Consider the following 20,971-nt stretch of genomic DNA (forward strand, 5'->3'; position numbering starts at 1 on the left):
GATCTGATGCCCGCACCACGATACCGAAATGACTTGCCTTGCTGAGAGCTTCATAAGCAGGACGTCGGACTGCCAGGACGGCGCCTCTTGCAGCAGCATCCCTACGAGGAGCGGAACAGCTACTTCGGCGAGGCCTGTTCCTGGAGCCAGGGGACAATTGCTTGAGCGAGCGCGCTCGGCTCTTCCATTGGGATCATGTGGCCTGCGTTCTCGATACGCACGAGTTCGGAGCCGCTGATCCCTGCACAGAGTTCTTCAGACTCTTCCCAGCTGCGCAGTGCATCCCGGTCGCCCGCGACGATCAGGGTCGGACATCGGATCGCGGCGAGGCGCGATAAATCGGTCTCCCGAAACTGCTGGGTGTGACGTCGGAAGACGTCGCCTCCGACCCGTTCACTCATGGCCCTTACGCGCTCGATGAGCGCTTCATCCGTCGCGCGATCCGGGTGCAGCGAGATCAGGACACCGGGGCGACTAAAACCGGTGAAGCGCTTCAGGTCCGCCATTTTCACGGCTACAGCTTTCCGTCGCGTCTGCTCTGGCGTGTCCGCGCGCGCCGACGTCGCAACCAGCACGAGGGCCAGGACGCGTCCCGGAGCCATGCGGGCGATTTCCCGGGCGACATAGCCGCCCATCGAGAAGCCGATCAGGGCGAACCGCTCCGGCGCTCCCGACAGGATGTCTCGCGCCATATCAGCGATCGTCGCGTTGGCAGTCGTGTCGCCGTGCGTGATCGATCCGAGGGTTTCGAGCGCTGGCAACATATCGTCCCAGAGCGAAGCATCCGTCATGAAACCAGGAATTAGAATAACGTCCATCGTTTGCGTACCGTAGAGCTTGCCGGGACGTAAGCGTTGCCCGAACGACCAAAATTTTACGAGGGAATGCAACCAAATGATTCAACAACTTGGCCAAGAAGCGACTCTCGGTAATCCGAGCCAATACGCCTGAGTCAAAATTGTTTTCATTTCAGAGATTATGCAATTCAAAATTATTAAAGGCTTATCAGGGAGCAGGATCGGCTGCCTATGCTGGTCGAGAGCGGCCTCAACCTGAAGGATCGCCCCTTCGAAGCATTTCACTGAAGATGACAGGCATCGTCAATCCGACGGAGGCGGCCCTTTCCTGCACCGAGGGATCTCTCTGCAAGGCATCGATCAGGATTTCGAAAGCGATGTTCGACACCGTCCGACGGCTGTCGTGGAGATAAATCAGGGCTTTCGCGAGGGCGATGTCCGCGGGCGTATCGGTGAAATGGAAGGGAACGTGCTCGGCAAAATGCCGCCTCAGGGAGGTCAGGTCCATGCCGTCGAAAAAGTGACGCATGATATACCCGTCCTCGATCAGCAGGCGGGCCATATTCGAGGAGGCTGAAAGATTGAGCCCGACACCCCGGCGGCGATAGGCTGTGAGCCGGTCGCGGACAACCCTGAGAACGAAGCCGTGTTTCAGGCAACGAATCCAATACTCGAAGTCTTGAAGCTGGATGAGGCCAGGGCTGAACGGCCCCACTTGCAAGAACGTCGACCGGCGCATGAAGACCGATGGCGCGCAAAGGAAATTACCACGGAAGAACAGATGATCCAGGCTTACGCGATTACCACGGTTGAAATCGAACTGCGAAAATGCAGGGTAAAATGAATCTTCGAGAGGAAGATCAGTCTCGTTGATGAGTTGCGGCACGTCGAAGACGATATCGGCGTATCCCTTCGAGACGAGGTCATACTGACGGACAGCGCGCTGCGGTAGGGCGATGTCGTCACCGCCCAAGAGGGCGATGTACTCGCCCCGAGCCGCGTTGATCCCGCTGTTCGCGGCCAGGCTTGGACCGCGATTGTCCTGGACGATCAGCGTCAGCCTTGGATCGCGAATTTCCTTGACGCGTTCGGCACCGCCATCCGTCGAGCCGTCATCGACGGCAATGACTTCAATGCCATCCAACTTCTGCTCGAGCGCGCTTCGGATCGTTTGACCGATAAAGGCCTTCTGCTGATAGAACGTCACGATGAAGCTGACGATCGGCGCCGGCTTACTCATGATAGACGATTGCGATTCTGATCGTCGACGCGCGCCGGCGGGAGCCCGAGTGCTGCAATCATTCCGTCCAAGATTGGCGTCAGCGCGTCGAGCCTCACGGCTTGGCGCGGCCCTGCTTCGTCAGAGAGGCGGCTGAACATTGACGGAATGGTGCGGATCGTCGCCAAATCGGCAACGACGCGTCCGACAGGAGTATTGTGCCAATCCTCGCCCTCAACGCTTTCGATGACGAGGATATGAGTTCCGGGGCGACACCAGATGGTATTCGTGAAGTCGTCGCCCGCATGCACGATCACGATCGAACATGCAGCCAGGAGACGTACCTGAATTTCGAACGACAGATCGCCGATGTCGACGATTTCGAAATCCCGGTCGACGAGGGCTCCGAAGAACGCCTGGTCGTCGAGGGAACGTTGCAGCGGAGCCGTCGGCCTGACATAGAGCCGGCGCCTCCGCGTCGGAGCGGTCCCGGTCACGGCTGACTGCACCTGTTCGCGCACCTGTCGCAACGCCGCGACCTCGTCGCTGGGGTGCGGGGCGGCGTCGGATCGTCGATCTCGCACTTCACGATCACGCCTGACCGGGTAGTGGAGCAGGTCGGTATGGTAAGCCACGCCGTCCGTCAGCGGGATGAGAGTTCGCTCAGACCGGCTCAGGAGGCGGAGGGCCGCGCGCTCTCGCTCACCCACCGACGCGCTCACAAGGAGCGGGATCTCCGGACCGAGTTCGCTGGACTGCACGGCGATCAGCCGCGGCAGGAGCGAGGTGAGGAAGTCGGCGAAAGTCCGGTCCCCACCCGTCAGATGGATACCCTGCGGGATATACGTTCGGCTCCTCCGGCCGAACCTGACAACGACGGCCTCACCAGCCTTCCAGGCTTCAGGATAATCGGGAGGCGCAGACTCGCCGCTTCCCGCGCCGGGCATGTTCGTCGGGATGAAGCAGTCCGACACGATCAGCGATGTCGTGCCGCCGATAACCGTCGCATCCGTCAGGGGCACGAGCTGGTAGAGGCTTTCCGAGGATCCAGGGGGCATTCCCACAGCCGGCTCACTTGGATTGAAGACATCCGAAAGCTGCCCCCCGCGAAACGTTGCGACGTAAGGCACTGTCCCGTCCTGGGGGAGGAGGTGCTGACGCCAGTCGAGGAGGCGAATCGCTCGAACGGCATCGCCCGACCGCGCGAGCGTCTCGAAGGCAGCGGCTTCGGCCAGGGGGTTGGGGCGGCGCCCCTCGTGGACGCCGTGTACGACGAAGTGGACCAGCGGATTGAGACCCGCTGCGGTGACATCCGGATTGCTGTGCAGATACCACGCGGTGTCGAACGCGAGCGATGGCGCGTAGCCCAGGCCCGCCCCCTCCCGCAGGAAATGAACGAGCGGGTTTACGCCCGCCTTCTCCACCTCGGGATGCTGCTCGAGATACCAGGCTCCATCGAACAGCGGGTGTGGTGCGTAGCCGAGAGCCGCGCCGCGCTCGAGATAGTGCAGGAGGGGATGCGTGCCCGCAGCCTCCACGTCCGGGTGCTGAGCCAGGTACCACGCACCATCGAAGAGGGGATGCGGCGCGTCGTACCGCGCTTCCGGGTCGCTCAGGTAGTGGATGCGGGGATCGTTCCCCCGCTTTGCTGCCTCGGGATGGCCCCCCAGGTACCAGGCCTCGTCGAAGAGCGGTCGAATCAACGCGAGGCATTCGGGCCGTATGGGCGTCTTCGGTCGGCCTGATCGTGCTCCCAAACTCTGAGCACCCAGCAGAAAGCCGCGTATCGCCCGGATGCTGCGAGCCGCGGCAAGTGAGAGTGCCGAGGCGGGCATTTTCTGCATAAACCACAAACCTCGTAACCGTGGTGAAAGCGCGCTGTCACCACGGATTGTTTGGCGCTTGGCGAGACTGGCTGCGCCTGTCCATGACCCCGATGAACAGACCCGTAGGGTCCATCGGGGCTTCCAGCCGCGGCGTCGTCTTGGGGGTCAGGCGCAGGCTTCGCGAACCGCGGAGATGACCTGATCCACCATATCGTCGGACATGCCCGGCCACATCGGAAGGCTCAGGACCTCGTCTGCCAACCGCTTCGAGAGGTCGAAGGACTCCGAGAACGCGGCGCCCCTGTAGCAGTCCTGGCTGAAGCAGGGGATGGGGTAGTGGACCAGGGTCGAGATTCCGCGGCTCTCCAGCTTGGCGCGCAGGGCTTCGCGTTCCGGCGACCGAACGACGTAGAGGTGGTAAACGTGCTCGTCGCCATCTTCGACGGGAGCCGGAAGCGTCAGATTCGGGCAATCCCTCAGGCCCTGAGCGTAGCGGGTAGCAATGTCGCGACGGGTCGCGTTCTGGCCATCGACCGCGGCGAGCTTGACACGGAGAAAGGCGGCTTGCAGCTCATCGAGGCGCGAATTGGTTCCGCTGATCTCGTGGACGTATTTCTGCTCCGACCCGTAGTTCCTCAGCATCCGCACGCGCCGAGCGAGCTCGTCGTCGTTCGTCGTGACCGCCCCGCCGTCGCCCAGGGCGCCCAGGTTCTTCGTCGGGTAGAAACTGAAGGCTGCGGCCAAGCCAAGCCCGCCCGTCCGCCGGCCGCGATTGACCGCGCCGTGAGCTTGGGCAGCATCCTCGATAACGGCGACGCCGTGCGGCTCAGCGATCGCCAGGAGTTCGTCGATCGGCGCCGGACGTCCATAGAGATGCACGGCCAGGATGGCTTTGGTTCGTGTCCCGATGCGCGCACGAACCGCCTCGGGATCGATATTGAAGGTCGAGGGATCGACTTCGACCGGGACCAGCTTGGCTCCGGCTTGATCGACCGCCAGCCAACTCGCGATGAAGGTGTGAGCCGGCACAATCACTTCGTCGCCCGGTTCAACGCCTAAGCCTTTCAGGATCAGAGTCAGCGCATCCAGACCATTGCCGACACCGATTGCATGTCGGACGTTGCAAAACTGTGCGAACTCGGCCTCAAAGGCAGAGACCTCGTGGCCGAGGACGTAATAAGAACTCTCAAACACTCGCTTGAACGCGTTCTCCAGCTCCCGCTGTGCGTCGTGGTGGACTTTTTGCAAGGAAAAGAATGGAACGCGATTCACGGCACTTGCCCTCGGGATGATTGTTAAAGACTTTCTCTCGCTTGGTTCTCGACGAAGAGATCGAACGCGGCCTTGTCGCGGATGTACTCTTCTTCGTCGTAGACCGCGGAAGCGAGAACCAAGCAGACGGAGCCGGCCGAGAAATTGTTGATGTCGCGCCAGACACCCGGGCCTATCAACAGGCCCTGATCTGGTCGATTCAATCGAACGACTTCAGTTTCATATCCATCCGTAAGTCCAACATCAAAACTACCCGCAACGGCGATGTAAATCTGCTGGAGCTTTGTGTGCGCATGCCCAGCCCGGCTCGAACCGCTCGGAACATCGTACAAGTAATATACGCGGGCAATCGGAAATGGCGTGTCGTTTCCACCCTCGATCGGCGTCAGGTTGCCGCGGCTATCGACAATCTTTCGCAGGCTTAAAGTCTTCCACATAGGGCGCCTACCTCCACACTCTTCATCGACGACATTCCTTCAGTCAAAACCTGCATCGCAATACTTATCGAATAAAAGGTTTTTTACGCTTCAAACGTTGTCAAAATTCCGTCGGCGAGAGGGAAAACAATCGGCGATTCGACCGGGGGTATTCCCGAATAAGCGCCCTCGCACGCATCTAGGTTCGGCGGACGTCTAGCCAATCCCCCGGCGCAGGTCCAGCGGCGGCGGTCGAAATGACCGCCCCCTCCGGGCAAGGTCGAATCCGGTTTGCTGTGCGCAGATCCGCTGCTCCCATTCGCTTCTGGACACCGGATCGAGCCCGCGCGTCATCTAACAGCAGTTTCCCCGCTGACAGGCCCATGACCGCCGCGCGGACGACCGATCATCCGCGATGTTTCTCCGACATCACGGTCCAACTGACTCGATCTGGGCCAGTCATGCGCGGGCCCGCTGAGAGGCATCCCGGGCGCCCGGTCCTGATTGGCAGACAGGCTTCACGACAGCTTGCTGAAACCGGTCCCTGGGCGGACGATCCGTCACCGCGGGTGCCGATCACCCTCACGGACAAAGACTGCCTGTACCCCGACGGAGCCGACAGGCAGGCGACTCGTCGCGGTCGCGTGAAACGGACCCGGTGGGCAGGTCGTTTGCCCCCCCCGATCCCCTCCGTCGTCTGCGCGAAGAGAATGGAGCTCCAGTCCCGCAGTGAGCGTTCAGGGGTGCGCAGCAGAGCTATGACGCCAGCCCGCTCCATCTCCTGTCGCCTCACTCGTCGGGTGCCAGGGCTCGGTCGGGCTGCTTGGTCAGACCACTTGCGGATGTCTGGTTTTGGATGTCCGGTTGCAAGAAGACGCCGATCCAGGCTGCGCTGGCACGATTGCCGAACGCTCGTGGTGGTGAGCAGATGAACGCGCGGTGTGATCGAACCCCGATTGCGCCCCCTCAACACCGGATTGCTGAGTCCTAAGAGTCACTATGCCTCTCTTCACTGCCATTCGCCGGGCAATTTTGACCGCATTTCGGAGATTGATCGACACCCCCCCCTTGTGGGCAGGTTTCGACAAACGGCATCGCAGTTCTCGCGAGGCCATCGCCGCACTCTCAAACATCTATCTATCGGATGCCTCTCCGATCACGGCGAAAGATGTGCTGAATGTCTTCGATTCCAAATGGTACGAAGCGGAATATCCGGACGTCAAACGAGCACGCGCGGACCCTCTCTCACATTATCTTGCTCACGGGCACCGGGAGAACAGGGATCCGTCGCGTGCCTTCGGCACCCGCTGGTACGCGGCTCACAACCAAGGCATCGCTCACTCGGAGGGGAATGGGCTCATCCACTATATCGCCCGTCGATTCCGTGAGAAGCGGCCGCAGGTGGCATTGTTCGCGTATTCATGGACTCCGGGCAAGGATCTGGACCCCTATATCAAACGGATTGCGTCGACGATTGCTTCGTTTGGAATGAATGTCGACGTTTACCTTGGGAGCGACTTCGCCCACCACGACGGCATCAAGGGGCTGAGAGATCCCGCCGACGAAGAGCATCTTGCGGACTGGCTGAGTCACAGGCCCTACGACTTTGCAATCTCCTTCAACAATTCATTGTTGCTACCACGCGTGGTCAAAGCACTTCGCTGTCGAATCGTGTCTGTCATCGTCGACTCGAAGGGTCACATCTTCGATCACCTGAATGATGACAACCGCGCGACTTACACCCTTGATGCTATCTTCGCTCCAATCTACAGATCCCTCGAAGAAGAATTGCGGAGAACATATCCAGCCAAGGCAAAGAACTTTAGTTTTATTGCTGCTGCAACGGATGTCGGGAAACGGCGGAATGCACGGCCAATGAAGGAGCGCGCTGCGATTACGTGGATCGCGAGCCTCGTGGGCGACGACCGTCTCGATGATCTTCTCGACAAGAACGGCGGATCACAGGAATGGAAGGAGGCGCTCCGCGTCTGTTTGGAGCAGATCGAACGGCGTGGTTATCTCCGAGCAGAGCAAACGACCCGCGAGGCCCTCGACATTTTGATTGCGGCTTCGCATTGGAGCGCCGAGCAGATCGAGCAGCAACTACAAAATATTGTCACCAACCACAGGCGTGTCGAAATCATCAACAGGCTCGCCCCCCTGGGGTTGCGATTGTACGGGAACGACCGCTGGAAAAAACTAATGCCATACAACGCAGCTGTTGTGGCATCTTTCCATAGCGCAAAGTCTTTGGCCTCACACGCAGATCTGATGGATATTTACGACAATTCTTTGATCTCAATTAACTTGCCGCAGGCTCAGGCCGGCACCGGGATCCAGTACCGCGTATTGGATGTCCTTGCCTCACGAAGTCTGTTGCTCACCAAAGCCGTAGCCGGGTCAGACCTGTCTTATCTGTTCGGCAATGAAAATCCCATCGAGACGTTTTCCAACCTCGAAGAGCTCGTTAGCAAGTGTCAATTCTACTTGGAGCACGAAGCCGAGCGGACTGCCCGCATTGCCGAATGCAACGCCCTCGTCTCTCGGGGGTACAGCTTCGAGGAGCGCGTCTCAGAATACCTGACGCGGAGCAATGCCCGGGCGGCTGCAACGTGCCTGGATCAACGAAGGTCTCCCGCATCCCCCGGCTCGATCGCGCTCGTCAGCGCGGAGTCCATATGCGCCGGGAGGGGTGGCCGTCCGCTGGAAACCGCGGCTCTGCCGATACAGCCGTGGTGACATCTTCTGGTCACGACGTCCGGGCATCACCCTGGGGGCGAAGCGGAGCAGCGGGTCCAATCGATGCGCTCTGGACGAGGGTGACTTTCCATGGCAGACGATGCCGGCTTCGAGTCGGGTTGAGGATCAAAACCTCAATACGCATGGCAAGTTCGGTCGCCACCACCGAGACGTGGGGAATTCCAGGGAGCTTCTGGCAAGACGGTCAGGAGCACGGGAGTCCGACGCAGTAAAATGGGATATGTCATGTCGGCTAAATCCAGAGTTCTACAGGGGATTTTCGTCGACCTGCGCCCTCTCGCTGAAGGCGATGCAGCCATTACTTGCAAGTGGCGTGCCGCAGAGCGGGCCCGCCATCTGAATCAGGGCGCTCAGACCCCCGAGGATCAGGCACGCTGGATCGCATCGCGGCCACAGAGCGAACATAATTTCATTATTCAGCTCAGGAGCGGCCAGCCCGTCGGGATGCTGTCGCTGGTGGATGTCGACAACCGGAATTCGAGGGCCGAGACCGGGCGGTTTCTCATCGGCGAGGAAGACGTGGTCAAGGGGCAGCCTGTCGCTGTCGAGGCGATGGCCCTTCTCTACGATTTCGCCTTCAACGACCTTGGCCTCTTGCGGTTGTATGGGACTATCGCGGCCAGCAATACGCTGATGATCAAGTGGCAGAAGTTTCTTGGGATGAAGCAAGAGGGCGTGCTGCGGAACCACTACCGAATCGGTGGCGAGTTTCAGGACGCCGTCGCGATGGGCATCCTCGAGGACGAATACCGGACGGTGTTCCTTGCGCGGGCGAAAGTCCTGATGGCGGCGGGCAAAGTTCCGGTTCCCACGACCTAAAGCGCACTGCGCTGAACACAGGAATCACGATCCGCCACCGACCGCCGGACATCACTGGCGGAGTGGATGGATTCTGGAGGCTGAACGTAATGGATCTTCGACACGACGTCCTGCAGATCATCTTCGAGGCCCTGAAGAGCCTCAACGAGGAGCTGCCGGAAGATCAGCAAGTCGCCCTTTCCGAAGACACGCTGTTGTTCGGTGGAGAATCGACGATCGATTCCCTCTCTCTCGTGTCGGTCATCGTGGATGTCGAGACCGCGATCAGCACGCAGTTCGATCGTCCCGTGGCGCTCACGGATGACCGGGCCATGAGCCGGGAACCGTCGCCGTTTACGAGCGTGCGGACCCTGACGGATTTCGTCGTCGAGCTGCTGACTGAGAAGGCGTGATGACGGCTTATGCAGACAAGACGGTCCTCGTGACCGGGGCGACCCGAGGCGTCGGTCGCCAGATCACCGACCATGTGCTCGCGGGGGGCGGTCGGGTGCTCGGCTTCGCGCGACATGAATCCGACATCGATAACCCCAACTACACGCACTTCCAGGTCGATCTCGCGAACGCGACCGCTGTAACGGCCATCTTCGGCGAGGTCCGCAAGAAGACCTCACGGATCGACATCGTCATCAACAACGCGGGTGTTCTGACGTCTCAGTACGCCATGATCATGCCGCCCGCCGCCGCTCAGGCCATGGTCAACGTCAATCTTCTGGCGCCATTCCTGATCTCCCGCGAAGCGGCGAAGTTCATGCGCAAGAGCAAGTGGGGACGGATCATCAACATCGGATCCATGGCCGCGAGCCTGGAGCCGATCGGCGACAGCGTCTACGCGGCCACCAAGGCCGGTCTGAGTACCCTTGCCAACGTGATGGCGAAGGAGTTCGGCACATTCAACGTGACCTGCAACACCCTCGGGATCTCGGCGATCGATAGCGATATGCTGGCTCAGCTTCCGCGCGACAAGATCGAAGAAATCATCAAGAGCCTTCCCGTGGCCCGGTTCGCCGACATCGATGACATTCTCAATGTCATCGATTTCTTCGCATCGGAGCGGAGCTCGTACATAACGGCGCAAACCGTGTTCCTGGGTGGTGTGAACTAGGACCGATGAAGCAGATCTCGGAAAACGTGTGGCAGGTTTGTGCGGGCGTGTTCCCCGCAAACAGCTACCTCTGGACGGGCCCCGTTCCCGGCGGCGCCATCGTGGTCGATACCGGCCTCGACCCGGAACCGATCCTGGCCGGGTTGAAGGTGCTCGACGTCCGTCCGGCGGCGATCTTCTGCACCCACGGTCATTTCGACCACATCGGCTCCGCCTCCGTGCTTCAGAATGCGTTCGGTTCGGACGTTTATCTTCATGCCGCCGACGCGAAGACGGCCAAGGTCGCCAATTTTCTCATGATGGCCTTCAAGATTCCCGCCAAGCTGAAGCTTCCGCGCTTCTCCCTGCTCCAGGACGAGGTCGGCGAGACGCGAATCGGCGAGGTATCGGTTCGCCATCGCCTCGTCCCCGGACATTCACCCGGAAGCTGTCTCATCGAGATCGGCGGCACCTGCTTCTCGGGCGATACGCTTTACAGTGGCGGCCTTGGCCTCTCGAAGATACCTGGTGAGGATCCCGACGTTCTGCGCAGCAGCCTCCGGAAAGTCTGGGATACGATCGATCCGGCGACCCTGGTCTGCCCCGGACATGGTCGTACGGCGATCTTCGCGGACATTCGCGCGCACAACACCGAGTTGGTAGAATTCATGGCGGCACGGAACGAGGGGATGGCGGCATGAGTCTGGCCGAACCCAGCGGAATCGCGATCACCGGTGTCGGCCATCGCCTCGGCTCCATCGTCGAGGATAACGAGACCCTCTGCCGGAACCTCGAAATCACACCCGAGTGGATCCTCGAAAAAACGGGTATCGAGCGGCGCTACTTGGCAGCCCCAGACGAGACGGCTTCGGGCCTGTCCCTGTTCGCGGCCAGGGATGCAATGGCGAGTGCCGGGATCGATGCGTCGCAGATCGACTTGATCATCTGCTGCACTTTCTCCGCCGATTACCGTTTCCCCGCCCTGGCCTCCAAGATCCATGCCGATCTCGGCGTGAAGGGCGGCCAGATGCTGGACGTCCAGGCGAACTGCGCCGGCTTCGTCACGGGGCTGACCGTTGCCAGCGACAGGATGCGGCTCGATCCGGAGGTCCGCAACGCCCTGGTCATCGGTGTCGAGATGAACAGCCGCTTCATCTCGCGCAGCAACGCCGACGCCGCGATCTATCACAGCGACGGCGCTGGGGCGGTGGTGCTGGGGCGGGTCCCCGGTGCCGGAATTCTCAGTTCCGCGTTCCATACGGATAGTTCCAACTACGAGGCCGTCCGGGTGCGCGGCGGCGGCTCGACCTTCACACGTCCCGATCGCCCCTTCGACCCAGCGGTCGACACGATGGAGCTGAACGGGATCGCGACCTGGAAGCAGGCCATTACGCATCTGCCGACGGTCATTCGTCGCGCAAGCGAAAAGTCCGGCATCAATTATCGCGAAGCAGATTTCTTCGTGTTCCATCAGGCCAACCTTCGTCTGATCGAATACTTGGTCCGTAAGATGGGCGGGGATATGGGGAAGACCTATACGAACGTCGGCCGCATCGGAAATACAGGGGCCGCCTCGACAGCGATTGCCTTGAGCGAGGCTGTGGCGCACAACCGTTTGAAGGACGGCGACACGGTTATCTTCGCGGCGGTCGGCGCCGGCTTCAGCTTTGGCGCGAGCGTCTGGCGCTGGTCTTCGGTTACGGCCGTGAGCCACGAGATCAATTCGGTCGGCTGACATGTTCCACGATTTCAACGCGATCCAGGTCGGCGACGTCCGGACCCTCAGCAAGACGATCACGGCGGACGACGTCCGCCGTTTCGTCGAGTTGACCGGTGACGACAATCCCCTCCACGTCGATCCCATCTATGCGGAGACGACGCCATTCAAGGACATCGTGGTCCATGGAATGCTCGGCGCGAGCTTCCTCTCCACGGTGATCGGAACCAAGCTTCCGGGACCGGGAGCCCTCTGGGTCTCCCAGAACATGGAGTTCCATCGCCCGGTGCGCCTCGGGGACACCCTGGAGATCGGTTGCACCGTCCTCAAGAAGCACGAGCGCGACAGGCTGCTCGACCTCGAAACCCGGATCACGAACCAGAACGGTGACTTGATCCTCTCGGGGCGCGCCAAGGTCAAAGTTCTTGTGACCCGGCAAGCGGCCGAGGTGGCCCCAGAAGCGGATCGGCGCCGGGTCGCCATCGTGACCGGCGGCTCGGGCGGGATCGGCGGCGCGATTTGCCGGCGCTTGGCCGCGGACGGCCATGCAGTGGTGGTGCATTATCGCGGCCGGCGGGACCGGGCCGAGGCCCTGGTGCACGAATTGTCGGCGAACGGTCCAGGGGCTATCGCCGTGCAGGGCGATCTCACCGTACCGGGCACCGCAGCGTCGATTGCGGAAGCTGCCATCCGGGCCTTCGGGGGTGTCGGGGTGCTGGTGAACAACGCGGCCCCGGCGATCGATGCGAAGCCCATACAGGCGTTGGCCTGGACGGACATGCAGAAGCACCTCGACGTGCAGGTCCGCGGCGCCTTTGAAATGATCAAGGCCTGCCTGCCTCAGATGACCGAGGCCCGTGCCGGGCGGATCGTGAACATCACCTCCCAGGTGGTGCAGGGGAACCCGTCCGTGTCCTGGACCTCCTACGCGGTCGGCAAGTCCGCCCTCGCGACGATGTCCCGTTACCTCGCGGCGGAACTCGGTCCGTCGGGCGTGACGGTCAACTGCGTCGCCCCGGGAATGACGGAGACGACGTTGATCGGCGACATCCCCGAGAAGGTACAGATGATGGTGGCAAGGCAGACTCCCCTGCGTCGGTTGTCCACGCCGGAGGACGTCGCCGCCGCCGTGGCCTATCTCGCCTCGGACTCCGCTGCCTTCGTCACGGGACACACGCTGGCGGTGAACGGTGGGCTGACGATGTCATGAGCACCAACGACAGAGCGAGCGCCCGAGCGCTCCTGGCCGATCCCGCCGCCAGTTTCCTCCAGGTCCAGAAGAGCGTTGCTTTTCTGGAAAAGACCGAAGACGGCCTCAAGGACGTCACGCTCGGTCTCTCCTCCAACGTGCAGGTGGATCGCCTCGCCCTCTACCTGCGTCGCCACGCGCTGCTAGCCGGGGTGCGGCTACGGGTTCAAATCGGCCTGTACGACAGCGTCGCACAGGACGTCGAGACCTTCGTGCAGGCTGGCGTGGACGTGCTGCTGGTCGTTCCTTTCTTCGACAACCTGATGCCCGCCTTCGAGGCACAAATCGCTGCCGGGCTCGACGACGCGGTTATCGCGGCCAAGGGCGAAGAGCTGGCCGAGCGCTATCGCCTCGCTCTCGCTGCCGCGCAGCCGATCCCGACGGTACTCGTCGGCCAGTTCCACAGGACCTGGCCGTCGGCACAGCCGCGTCAGCCGGACCGGGTATCGACCGTCCTGCAAACCTTCCAGGAGATGCTCGCCAACGTGGTCGCGGAGGCCACACCCGCAGCCCTCTTCGACATGCCCGGGATCCTGACCGATGTCGGGCTGTCGGCAGCGATCGACCGCCGCTTCTACGCCCAGGCCAAGGCGCCCTACGCGCTGCCGATGCTCAACGAGATTGGACGCCGGACAGCAAAGGCCACCCGGGCCTACGGCACCTACTTCTACAAGGTGCTGGCTCTCGACTGCGACAACACCCTCTGGGGTGGGGTTGTCGGGGAGGACCTCGTCGAGGGGATCAAGCTGTCTCCTTTCGAGTATCCCGGGAACGTGTACTGGCGGGCACAGCAGGAGTTCCTCGGGCTCGAAAGGGCCGGTGTCATTCTCTGCCTGTGTACCAAAAACAATCCCGCGGATGTCGAGGAAGTGCTGTCTCGCCATCCTGACATGCCGATCCGCTCGGAGAACCTGACGATCAGGAAGATCAACTGGGACGATAAATCGACGAACCTCCGGGCCATCGCGACGGAGCTCAATGTCGGCCTCGACAGCATCGTTTTCCTCGACGATTCGTCCTTCGAACTCGAGGGTGTGCAGTCACAGGTTCCCGCGGTGACGGTGTTTCAGGTGCCCAGTGCTCTCACTGAATACCCGGCGGTTGTCGGAGACATCAAGGCGCTGTTCCTTGCCGGTGGCGTCTCGGCCGAGAGCAGTGCGAAAACACAGCAATATAAGCAGAAGGCTGCCGCCGAGGCCCTCAAGGCTCAGTTCTCGTCCCAGGAAGACTACATCGCCTCTCTGGAGCTCGAGGTCGAGCTTTTGCGTAATGCCGAGGCGAACGTGGCACGGATCAGCGAGCTGACGCAGAAATCGAACCAGTTCAACCTGACGACACGCCGGTACACACAGGCTGAGATTCTTGCTGCCATGGCGAGTGAAGACCGGGAGGTATACTCGCTGACGGTGAAGGATAAGTTTGGCAGCGCCGGCCTCACCGGGGTCGGGGTCGTTCGCTACGAGGATGACGTCGTCGAGGTTGAGGCCTTCCTCATGAGCTGTCGTGTCATCGGCCGCGGGGTCGAATTCAGTATCTGGCCTTACATTGCACGGGATGCTGCGCGCAGGGGCTGCTCACGCCTGCGGGGGCGCTTCGTCCGGTCCGCGAAGAACAACCTCGTGGAGGATTTCTTCGACCGACTCGGGCTTGCACCGGAGGAAACCAGCGAAGGAGAGCGGACCTACGTAACCCCGCTCGCGACGCTGGAAAAGCAACAATCTCAATGGATTAAGATTCATTATGCTGGATGAAACGAAGCTTAAGTCGGTAATTGCAGCGATTCTAGAGATCGATGAGAATTCGGTCGATCAGAATACGAGCATGGACAACGTGGAGAGCTGGGATTCCATCAAGCACATGGACCTGATCCTCGCTATTGAGGAAGAGTTCGGTGTCTCGGTCCCGGACGAGGAGGCCGCCGATCTCACCTCCTATGCGCTGATCAAGCTCGTTGTCGCGGACTTGGTAAAGGACAAGGGATGAAGTGGCTTCTCGAGCGATTCGGAGAGCATCCGGACACCATCGCCTTCATCCATAACGACCGGAAGGTCAGCTATGGGGAGGTGGTCGCGCTGGTCGATGGCTTCAGCCGCCGCGCGCAGGAGGCCGGTGTCCGGCCAGGCCACAAGGTGGTGGTCGTCGGCGATTTCTCGCCGGAAGTGGTCTGTCTCATCCTGGCCCTCGGCCTCGATCGCTGCATCGTCATTCCGCTCACCCGCGAGTCGGTGATCGAGCAGGATGTCGCCCTCGGTGTCTCGGGGGCGGACTGGATCGCCGAGTTCGATTCCGCCGGACGCGAGTTCAGCCTGTCCGAAAAACGGGTCCCGGTCGAAAATGCCCTGCTCAGCCAGTTCCTTGCGAAGGATAAGGCTGGATTGATCCTGTTCAGTTCCGGATCGACCGGCGCACCGAAGGGGATTCTCCACGACTTCGAACAGGTCGCCGAGAAATTCCGGGTTCAGCGCGCACCGATGGTCACGATCCCATTCCTGATGATCGACCATTTCGGGGGAATCAACACGATCCTCGCGATCACGTCGAGCCTCGGAACGGTGGTCACCGTCGACGACCGCTCCATCGCGAAGGTTGCGGCGGCCATCGAGCGTTACAAAGTCGAGTTGCTTCCCGTGACGCCGTCGTTCCTAAACATCATGCTGATGGTGCGAGCGCACGAGGACTTCGACCTGTCGTCGATCAAGCGCATCACGTACGGCACCGAGGTTATGCCGCAGGTAACCCTCGACCGTCTGCGGGCAGCGTTCCCCGGCGTGCAGTTGCAGCAGACCTATGGTCTCTCTGAAGTCGGCGTCCTGCGATCCCAATCGCGTCCGGATGGCTCTCTATGGCTCAGGGTCGGTGGCGAGGGCTTCCGTACGGAGGTCCGCGACGGAGTGCTCTGGATCAAGTCGAGCTACCGGATGGAGGGCTACCTGAACGCTGCCAGCGGATTCGACGAGGAGGGCTGGTTCAACACGCAGGACCGGGTCGAGGTCGATGGAGAATGGCTGCGCATTCTGGGTCGGGTGACGGACATCATCAATGTCGGTGGCCAGAAGGTCTATCCGGTCGAGGTGGAAGAAGTCATCCTCGGCATCGACAACGTCGAAGACGTGGTCGTGCTGGCGGAGCCGCACAAGATCCTCGGGCAGGTGGTCACGGCCAAGATCCGAGTCAGAGAGCCGGAAACCGTCGAATCCTTGAAGCTGCGGGTCCGGCTTGCCTGCAAGGCGGTACTGGCACCCTACAAGGCACCCAGCAAGATCATCATCACCGACGAACCGCTGAACTCCGTCAGGCAGAAGAAGATCAGGTCCGCCGCGGGCCGCAGCCAGCCGACGCCGTCCGCCACCACGTCTGACCAAGCCGACTAAAAGTATTCCCGGACACCGGTCGAAGGGGCTCGGCGAGCCCTTGGCCTAAGCCCGGGGGCCGGTGTTGACGCCATGGGGCCCGTCGAGGCTGCCGCACAGTGACGGTTGCGGCAGCCTCGACGTCACGGCTCCAGGCCGGAAGGTCTCGAAAGACCGCTCAAAGAGCCGACTTACGCTTCACAGCACCCGTCCGCTACGCAGGGCAGACGCGAAGCCACGCTTCATCTGCATACAATCTAACTCACTCAGCAACTCCTTTTCTGGACGATATTGTTGTAATGCCAGACGACCCGCGCCGATAATCGCGCCATACGAGCTGTAGACGTCCGCGCTTCCGCGACGCCTCCTCCGGTGCATCGTCACAGATGCTCACTCGGCATCGGCCAGACAACATCAGAGGTCATTCGACACGCGACCGTGGAGACCTTTCAGATGGTCCGTTCGCTTTTCCGATGACTGTCGAACACATGGGGTGCAGACCTTTGGCCCCTTCGCATCCGGCTCGGCAAAACAATTTGCCCTCAGCACACATGCTCTCGGCATTCGTGCCGACTTGATCCTTGGCCTACCTTCTCCGCAAGCCTACGGACCGAGACTGCTGGGATCATGCGGGCTTGAAGCCTCGACTGGCCACGACCCCGGGGGCCGAGTTGCAGGCGCGTGGCGTCTCTGATCCCCACTGGGCCGAGGGCTATCCACAAGTGACATGTACCTAAGGGTCAATGGCCCCTGCTAATCCCCTCCATCTCTCGCCAGACTGGAAGCAGGTCTTGGCGAGCCGGGACTTTCGAAGAACGGACCGGTTCCCACGATTTCGAAGGCGTTCTGGCATGCAGGTGATTGAGACGGAGATTCCGGCGGTCCGGCGGGTGGTGTCTCCGCGCTTTGGCGATGCGCGGGGCTGGTTTTGCGAGACGTACCGGGCGGNCGCGCCGGGGGCGAAATCCCATAGCATGCAGGTGATTGAGACGGAGATTCCGGCGGTCCGGCGGGTGGTGTCTCCGCGCTTTGGCGATGCGCGGGGCTGGTTTTGCGAGACGTACCGGGCGGACATCCTGGCCCGGGCCGGCATCGCGGATGTGTTCATCCAGGACAACCAGTCCTTTTCCGCCCCGCGCGGCACGGTGCGGGGCCTGCACTTCCAGCGCCCTCCCATGGCCCAGGCCAAGCTGGTCCGGGTGCTCGCGGGGGCCATCCTGGATGTCGCCGTCGACCTGCGGCGCGCCTCGCCCACCTACGGCCGGCACGTGGCCGTGCGCCTCGACGCGCAAGCCGGCGAGCAGGTCTACATCCCGGTCGGCTTCGGGCACGGCTTCTGCACCCTGGAACCCGACACCATGGTGGCCTACAAGGTCGCCGGCGGGGTCTACAGCCCCGAGCAYGATGGCGGCCTGCTCTGGAACGATCCGGCGCTCGGCATCGCCTGGCCGGTGAGCGAGGCGCAGGCCCAGCTCTCGGCCAAGGACCGGATCGCCCCGCGCCTGGCCGATCTTCCGCCGCTTTTCTGAAGCTCTTGCGGCAGGATACGACCGGATCCGGTTCCGCTGTTCCCCGCGATCGCTTTCCGATCGCCTTCACGAAAGACCTTTCATCCCATGCGCATCTTGGTGACGGGCGGCTGCGGCTTCATCGGATCGGCCCTGGTGCTGCACCTGGTGCAGGAGCTCGGACACGAGGTGGCGACGCTCGACGCGCTGACCTACGCGGCCAACCCGATCTCGCTCCAGCCGCTGGCGGACAACCCGCGCCACCGCCTGGTGGAGGCCGACATCTGCGACCCGGGGGCCGTGCACGCCCTCTACGCCGCGTTCCGGCCCGAGGCCGTGATGCACCTGGCCGCCGAGAGCCATGTCGACCGCTCGATCACCGATCCGGGCGCCTTCATCCGCACCAACGTGGTCGGCACCCAGGTCATGCTCGACGGAGCCCGCAGCCACTGGGACGGGCTGAGCGGCGAGGCCAAGGCGGCCTTCCGCTTCCTGCACGTCTCCACCGACGAGGTCTACGGCTCGCTGCCGCCGGACGGCTTCTTCACCGAAGCCAGCCGCTACGACCCGCGCTCGCCCTACTCGGCCTCCAAGGCCGCCTCCGACCACCTGGCCCGCGCCTGGCACGAGACCTACGGCCTGCCGGTCCTGGTGACGAACTGCTCGAACAACTACGGCCCGCGCCACTTTCCCGAGAAGCTCATCCCGCTGATGATCCTCAACGCCCTGGAGGGCAAGCCGCTGCCCGTCTACGGCGATGGCCTGAACGAGCGCGACTGGATCCACGTGGAGGACCATGCCCGCGGCCTCGTGGCGGTGCTGGAGAAGGGGCGGATCGGCGAGACCTACCTGCTGGGCGGGCGCGCGGTGCGCAACAACCTCGCCGTCGTCAAGGCGCTCTGCGCCGCCTTCGACCGCCTGCGCCCGGACCACGCCCCCCACGACCGGCTGATCACCTCCGTCGCCGACCGGCCCGGCCACGACCGGCGCTACGCCATCGACCCGTCCAAGGCCGAGGCCGAGCTCGGCTGGCATCCGACCAAGGACTTCGAGCGGGCCCTGGAGGAGACCGTGCGCTGGTACCTCGCCAACGAGGCCTGGTGGCGCCCGATCCGCGAGGGCCGCTACACCGGCGAGCGCCTCGGCCTGGGCACAGCCCCCACCGGCCGCGCCTGAGCCGATGCCCGAGACGCGCGACATCCTCATCCTCGGCGGGGCCGGCCAGGTCGGCACCGAGTTGCAGGCGCCCGCGCTCTGGGAGGCGGGCACCCGCCTGCACGCCCCGAGCCGCACGGCGCTCGACGTCACCGACGCCGCCGCCATCGACGCCGCCCTGAGCGCGCGCCCCTACGCGGCGGTGGTCAACGCGGCCGCCTACACCGCCGTGGACCGGGCCGAGAGCGAGATCGCCGCGGCCTGGGCCCTGAACGCGGTGGCGCCGGCACTCCTGGCCGCCGCCACCGCCCGGGCCGGCATCCCCCTCGTGCACGTCTCCACCGACTACGTCTTCGACGGCCGCGCCGAGGGCCCCTGCACCCCCGATACGCCGATCGACCCGCAGAGCGTCTACGGCGCCAGCAAGGCGGCCGGCGAGATCGCGGTGCGCAGCGCCAACCCGCGCCACGCCATCCTCCGCACCGCCTGGGTGGTGAGCCCGCACCGGAGCAACTTCGTCAAGACGATGCTGCGGCTCGCCGCCGAGCGCGAGCGCCTCAGCGTGGTCGACGACCAGCACGGCAGCCCGACGAGCGCGGGCGACCTCGCCGCCGGCCTGGCCCAGATCGCCCAGGCGCTGGCCCGCGATCCTACCGCCCCCACGGGCACGCATCACTTCGTCAATGCGGGCGCCACCACCTGGTGCGGCTTTGCCCGCGCCATCGTGGCGGGCGCGGCCCGGCGCGGCGCCCGCGCGGTACCGGTCGACGCCATTCCCACCAGCGCCTTCCCGACCCCGGCCCGCCGGCCCGCGTACTCGGTGCTCTCGACCGCGAGCCTCACGGCCGCCTACGGCCTGAGGCCGCGGCCCTGGGAACGGGCCCTCGACGACATCCTCGACCGGCTGGTCGGCCCCGAACGGACAACGACGGAGACACAGGCATGAAGGGGATCGTTCTGGCCGGCGGCACGGGCACGCGCCTGCACCCGGCCACGCTGTCGATCAACAAGCAGCTGCTGCCGGTCTACGACAAGCCGATGATCTACTACCCGGTCTCGGTGCTGATGCTGGCGGGCATCCGCGAGATCCTGATCATCTCCTCGCCCGAGCACCTGGACAACTACAAGCGCCTGTTCGGCACCGGCGAGCAGTTCGGGCTGTCCTTCAGCTACGCGCTCCAGCCCCGGCCGGAAGGGCTGGCCCAGGCCTTCCTGATCGGACGCGACTTCGTGGGTGCGGACAGCGTGGCCCTGGTGCTCGGCGACAACCTGTTCTTCGGCTCGGGCATGCGCGAGATGCTGGCGCGCGCGCGCGCCCGCGAGAGCGGCGCCACGGTGTTTGCCTACCACGTCGACGATCCCTCGGCCTACGGCGTGGTGACCCTCGGCCCGGACGGGCGGCCCCTGCGCCTGGTCGAGAAGCCGGTGGAGCCCGAGAGCCCCTGGGCGGTGACGGGGCTGTACTTCTACGACAACCAGGTCCTCGACATCGCCGCGGCGGTGACGCCCTCGGCCCGGGGCGAGCTCGAGATCACCAGCGTCAACGAGGCCTATCTCGAGCGCGGGCAGYTGCACGTGGAGCGCATGAGCCGCGGCTATGCCTGGCTCGACACGGGCACCCATGACAGCCTGCTGGAGGCGGCCGAGTTCGTGCGCACGCTCCAGCACCGCCAGGGCCTGCAGGTGGCCTGCCTGGARGAGATCGCCTACCTGCAGGGCTTCATCGGCAAGGACCAGCTCGTCGCCCGCGGCAAGCTCTTCGCCAAAACCGCCTACGGACAGAACCTCCTCAAACTCGCACA

19 protein-coding genes are annotated in these 20,971 nt (G+C 63.0%); 14 read left to right on the forward strand and 5 right to left on the reverse strand.

The genetic code is table 11. From position 1 onward, the window contains the following. Positions 1-119: 119 nt before the first annotated feature. From ASF58_RS14820 to ASF58_RS14840, 5 genes are all read right to left on the reverse strand, one after another. Positions 120-890 (reverse strand): alpha/beta fold hydrolase, encoded by a 771-nt coding sequence (locus ASF58_RS14820; protein ID WP_348271594.1) that lies wholly within the window; start codon positions 888-890, stop codon positions 120-122. A gap of 157 nt (positions 891-1,047) precedes the next feature. Then, positions 1,048-2,037 carry a glycosyltransferase gene (locus tag ASF58_RS14825; protein WP_055953551.1) on the reverse strand — a complete coding sequence of 330 codons (990 nt, stop codon included), beginning with the start codon at positions 2,035-2,037 and terminating at the stop codon, positions 1,048-1,050. After that, positions 2,034-3,719: a glycosyltransferase family 61 protein gene (locus ASF58_RS14830; protein ID WP_055953553.1), complete on the reverse strand. Its 1,686-nt coding sequence runs from the start codon at positions 3,717-3,719 to the stop codon at positions 2,034-2,036. Before ASF58_RS14830 ends, ASF58_RS14825 begins: the two co-directional genes overlap by 4 nt. A 288-nt stretch (positions 3,720-4,007) precedes the next feature. After that, the gene (locus tag ASF58_RS14835) at positions 4,008-5,114 is read right to left on the reverse strand and encodes a DegT/DnrJ/EryC1/StrS family aminotransferase (protein WP_055953555.1); all 1,107 of its coding nucleotides are present in this window, start codon (positions 5,112-5,114) and stop codon (positions 4,008-4,010) included. Between the two features lie 23 nt (positions 5,115-5,137). Next, positions 5,138-5,551 (reverse strand): FdtA/QdtA family cupin domain-containing protein, encoded by a 414-nt coding sequence (locus ASF58_RS14840; protein WP_055953559.1) that lies wholly within the window; start codon positions 5,549-5,551, stop codon positions 5,138-5,140. Positions 5,552-6,529: 978 nt separating this feature from the next. On the opposite strand from ASF58_RS14840, the gene ASF58_RS25040 reads away from it, so the two are divergent. The 14 genes from ASF58_RS25040 to rfbA form a co-directional block, all read left to right on the forward strand. Beyond that, the gene (locus ASF58_RS25040; RefSeq protein ID WP_082513072.1) at positions 6,530-8,269 is read left to right on the forward strand and encodes a glycosyltransferase; all 1,740 of its coding nucleotides are present in this window, start codon (positions 6,530-6,532) and stop codon (positions 8,267-8,269) included. 246 nt (positions 8,270-8,515) lie between these two features. Next, entirely contained in the window at positions 8,516-9,109 is a 594-nt protein-coding gene (locus ASF58_RS14850) for a GNAT family protein (protein WP_200930201.1), read from the forward strand. 62 nt (positions 9,110-9,171) lie between these two features. Beyond that, positions 9,172-9,501, forward strand: a complete 330-nt coding sequence (locus ASF58_RS14855) for a hypothetical protein (protein ID WP_200930202.1) — start codon at positions 9,172-9,174, stop codon at positions 9,499-9,501. Continuing rightward, positions 9,501-10,211: an SDR family NAD(P)-dependent oxidoreductase gene (locus ASF58_RS14860; RefSeq protein WP_055953571.1), complete on the forward strand. Its 711-nt coding sequence runs from the start codon at positions 9,501-9,503 to the stop codon at positions 10,209-10,211. Before ASF58_RS14855 ends, ASF58_RS14860 begins: the two co-directional genes overlap by 1 nt. Before the next feature lie 5 nt (positions 10,212-10,216). Continuing rightward, positions 10,217-10,891, forward strand: a complete 675-nt coding sequence (locus ASF58_RS14865) for an MBL fold metallo-hydrolase (RefSeq protein WP_055953574.1) — start codon at positions 10,217-10,219, stop codon at positions 10,889-10,891. Continuing rightward, a complete protein-coding gene (locus tag ASF58_RS14870; protein ID WP_055953577.1) occupies positions 10,888-11,925 on the forward strand; it encodes a ketoacyl-ACP synthase III in 1,038 nt (345 codons plus the stop codon). Before ASF58_RS14865 ends, ASF58_RS14870 begins: the two co-directional genes overlap by 4 nt. Position 11,926: 1 nt before the next feature. Next, positions 11,927-13,117, forward strand: coding sequence for an SDR family oxidoreductase (locus tag ASF58_RS14875; RefSeq protein ID WP_055953580.1), 1,191 nt, complete (start codon positions 11,927-11,929; stop codon positions 13,115-13,117). Next, positions 13,114-14,907 (forward strand): HAD-IIIC family phosphatase, encoded by a 1,794-nt coding sequence (locus ASF58_RS14880; RefSeq protein ID WP_055953583.1) that lies wholly within the window; start codon positions 13,114-13,116, stop codon positions 14,905-14,907. The genes ASF58_RS14875 and ASF58_RS14880 overlap by 4 nt, the downstream gene beginning before the upstream one ends. Continuing rightward, positions 14,897-15,139 carry an acyl carrier protein gene (locus ASF58_RS14885; protein WP_055953586.1) on the forward strand — a complete coding sequence of 81 codons (243 nt, stop codon included), beginning with the start codon at positions 14,897-14,899 and terminating at the stop codon, positions 15,137-15,139. The genes ASF58_RS14880 and ASF58_RS14885 overlap by 11 nt, the downstream gene beginning before the upstream one ends. Beyond that, positions 15,136-16,527: a fatty acid--CoA ligase family protein gene (locus ASF58_RS14890; RefSeq protein ID WP_055953589.1), complete on the forward strand. Its 1,392-nt coding sequence runs from the start codon at positions 15,136-15,138 to the stop codon at positions 16,525-16,527. Before ASF58_RS14885 ends, ASF58_RS14890 begins: the two co-directional genes overlap by 4 nt. Positions 16,528-17,480: 953 nt before the next feature. After that, a complete protein-coding gene (rfbC, locus tag ASF58_RS14895) occupies positions 17,481-18,035 on the forward strand; it encodes a dTDP-4-dehydrorhamnose 3,5-epimerase (protein WP_055953883.1) in 555 nt (184 codons plus the stop codon). Between the two features lie 87 nt (positions 18,036-18,122). Further along, on the forward strand, positions 18,123-19,190 hold the full coding sequence (rfbB, locus tag ASF58_RS14900) for a dTDP-glucose 4,6-dehydratase (RefSeq protein WP_055953592.1): 1,068 nt from the start codon (positions 18,123-18,125) through the stop codon (positions 19,188-19,190). Between the two features lie 4 nt (positions 19,191-19,194). Next, positions 19,195-20,115 carry a dTDP-4-dehydrorhamnose reductase gene (gene rfbD, locus ASF58_RS14905; protein ID WP_055953595.1) on the forward strand — a complete coding sequence of 307 codons (921 nt, stop codon included), beginning with the start codon at positions 19,195-19,197 and terminating at the stop codon, positions 20,113-20,115. Continuing rightward, on the forward strand, positions 20,112-20,971 hold an 860-nt coding region (gene rfbA / locus ASF58_RS14910; RefSeq protein WP_055953598.1), incomplete at its 3' end, for a glucose-1-phosphate thymidylyltransferase RfbA. The genes rfbD and rfbA, both read left to right, overlap by 4 nt.

Origin of the sequence: Methylobacterium sp. Leaf125, assembly GCF_001423085.1 — a bacterium.
Taxonomy (GTDB): Bacteria; Pseudomonadota; Alphaproteobacteria; order Rhizobiales; family Beijerinckiaceae; genus Methylobacterium.

Excerpts from the sequence above, each read along its gene's own strand:
- rfbB (WP_055953592.1), top strand. The coding sequence starts at position 18,123 with ATGCGCATCTTGGTGACGGGCGGCTGCGGCTTCATCGGATCGGCCCTG.
- ASF58_RS14825 (WP_055953551.1), bottom strand. The coding sequence starts at position 2,037 with ATGAGTAAGCCGGCGCCGATCGTCAGCTTCATCGTGACGTTCTATCAG.
- ASF58_RS14875 (WP_055953580.1), top strand. The coding sequence starts at position 11,927 with ATGTTCCACGATTTCAACGCGATCCAGGTCGGCGACGTCCGGACCCTC.
- ASF58_RS14880 (WP_055953583.1), top strand. The coding sequence starts at position 13,114 with ATGAGCACCAACGACAGAGCGAGCGCCCGAGCGCTCCTGGCCGATCCC.
- ASF58_RS14885 (WP_055953586.1), top strand. The coding sequence starts at position 14,897 with ATGCTGGATGAAACGAAGCTTAAGTCGGTAATTGCAGCGATTCTAGAG.
- ASF58_RS14840 (WP_055953559.1), bottom strand. The coding sequence starts at position 5,551 with ATGTGGAAGACTTTAAGCCTGCGAAAGATTGTCGATAGCCGCGGCAAC.
- ASF58_RS14890 (WP_055953589.1), top strand. The coding sequence starts at position 15,136 with ATGAAGTGGCTTCTCGAGCGATTCGGAGAGCATCCGGACACCATCGCC.
- ASF58_RS14870 (WP_055953577.1), top strand. The coding sequence starts at position 10,888 with ATGAGTCTGGCCGAACCCAGCGGAATCGCGATCACCGGTGTCGGCCAT.
- ASF58_RS14865 (WP_055953574.1), top strand. The coding sequence starts at position 10,217 with ATGAAGCAGATCTCGGAAAACGTGTGGCAGGTTTGTGCGGGCGTGTTC.
- ASF58_RS14850 (WP_200930201.1), top strand. The coding sequence starts at position 8,516 with ATGTCGGCTAAATCCAGAGTTCTACAGGGGATTTTCGTCGACCTGCGC.
- rfbD (WP_055953595.1), top strand. The coding sequence starts at position 19,195 with ATGCCCGAGACGCGCGACATCCTCATCCTCGGCGGGGCCGGCCAGGTC.
- ASF58_RS25040 (WP_082513072.1), top strand. The coding sequence starts at position 6,530 with ATGCCTCTCTTCACTGCCATTCGCCGGGCAATTTTGACCGCATTTCGG.
- ASF58_RS14860 (WP_055953571.1), top strand. The coding sequence starts at position 9,501 with ATGACGGCTTATGCAGACAAGACGGTCCTCGTGACCGGGGCGACCCGA.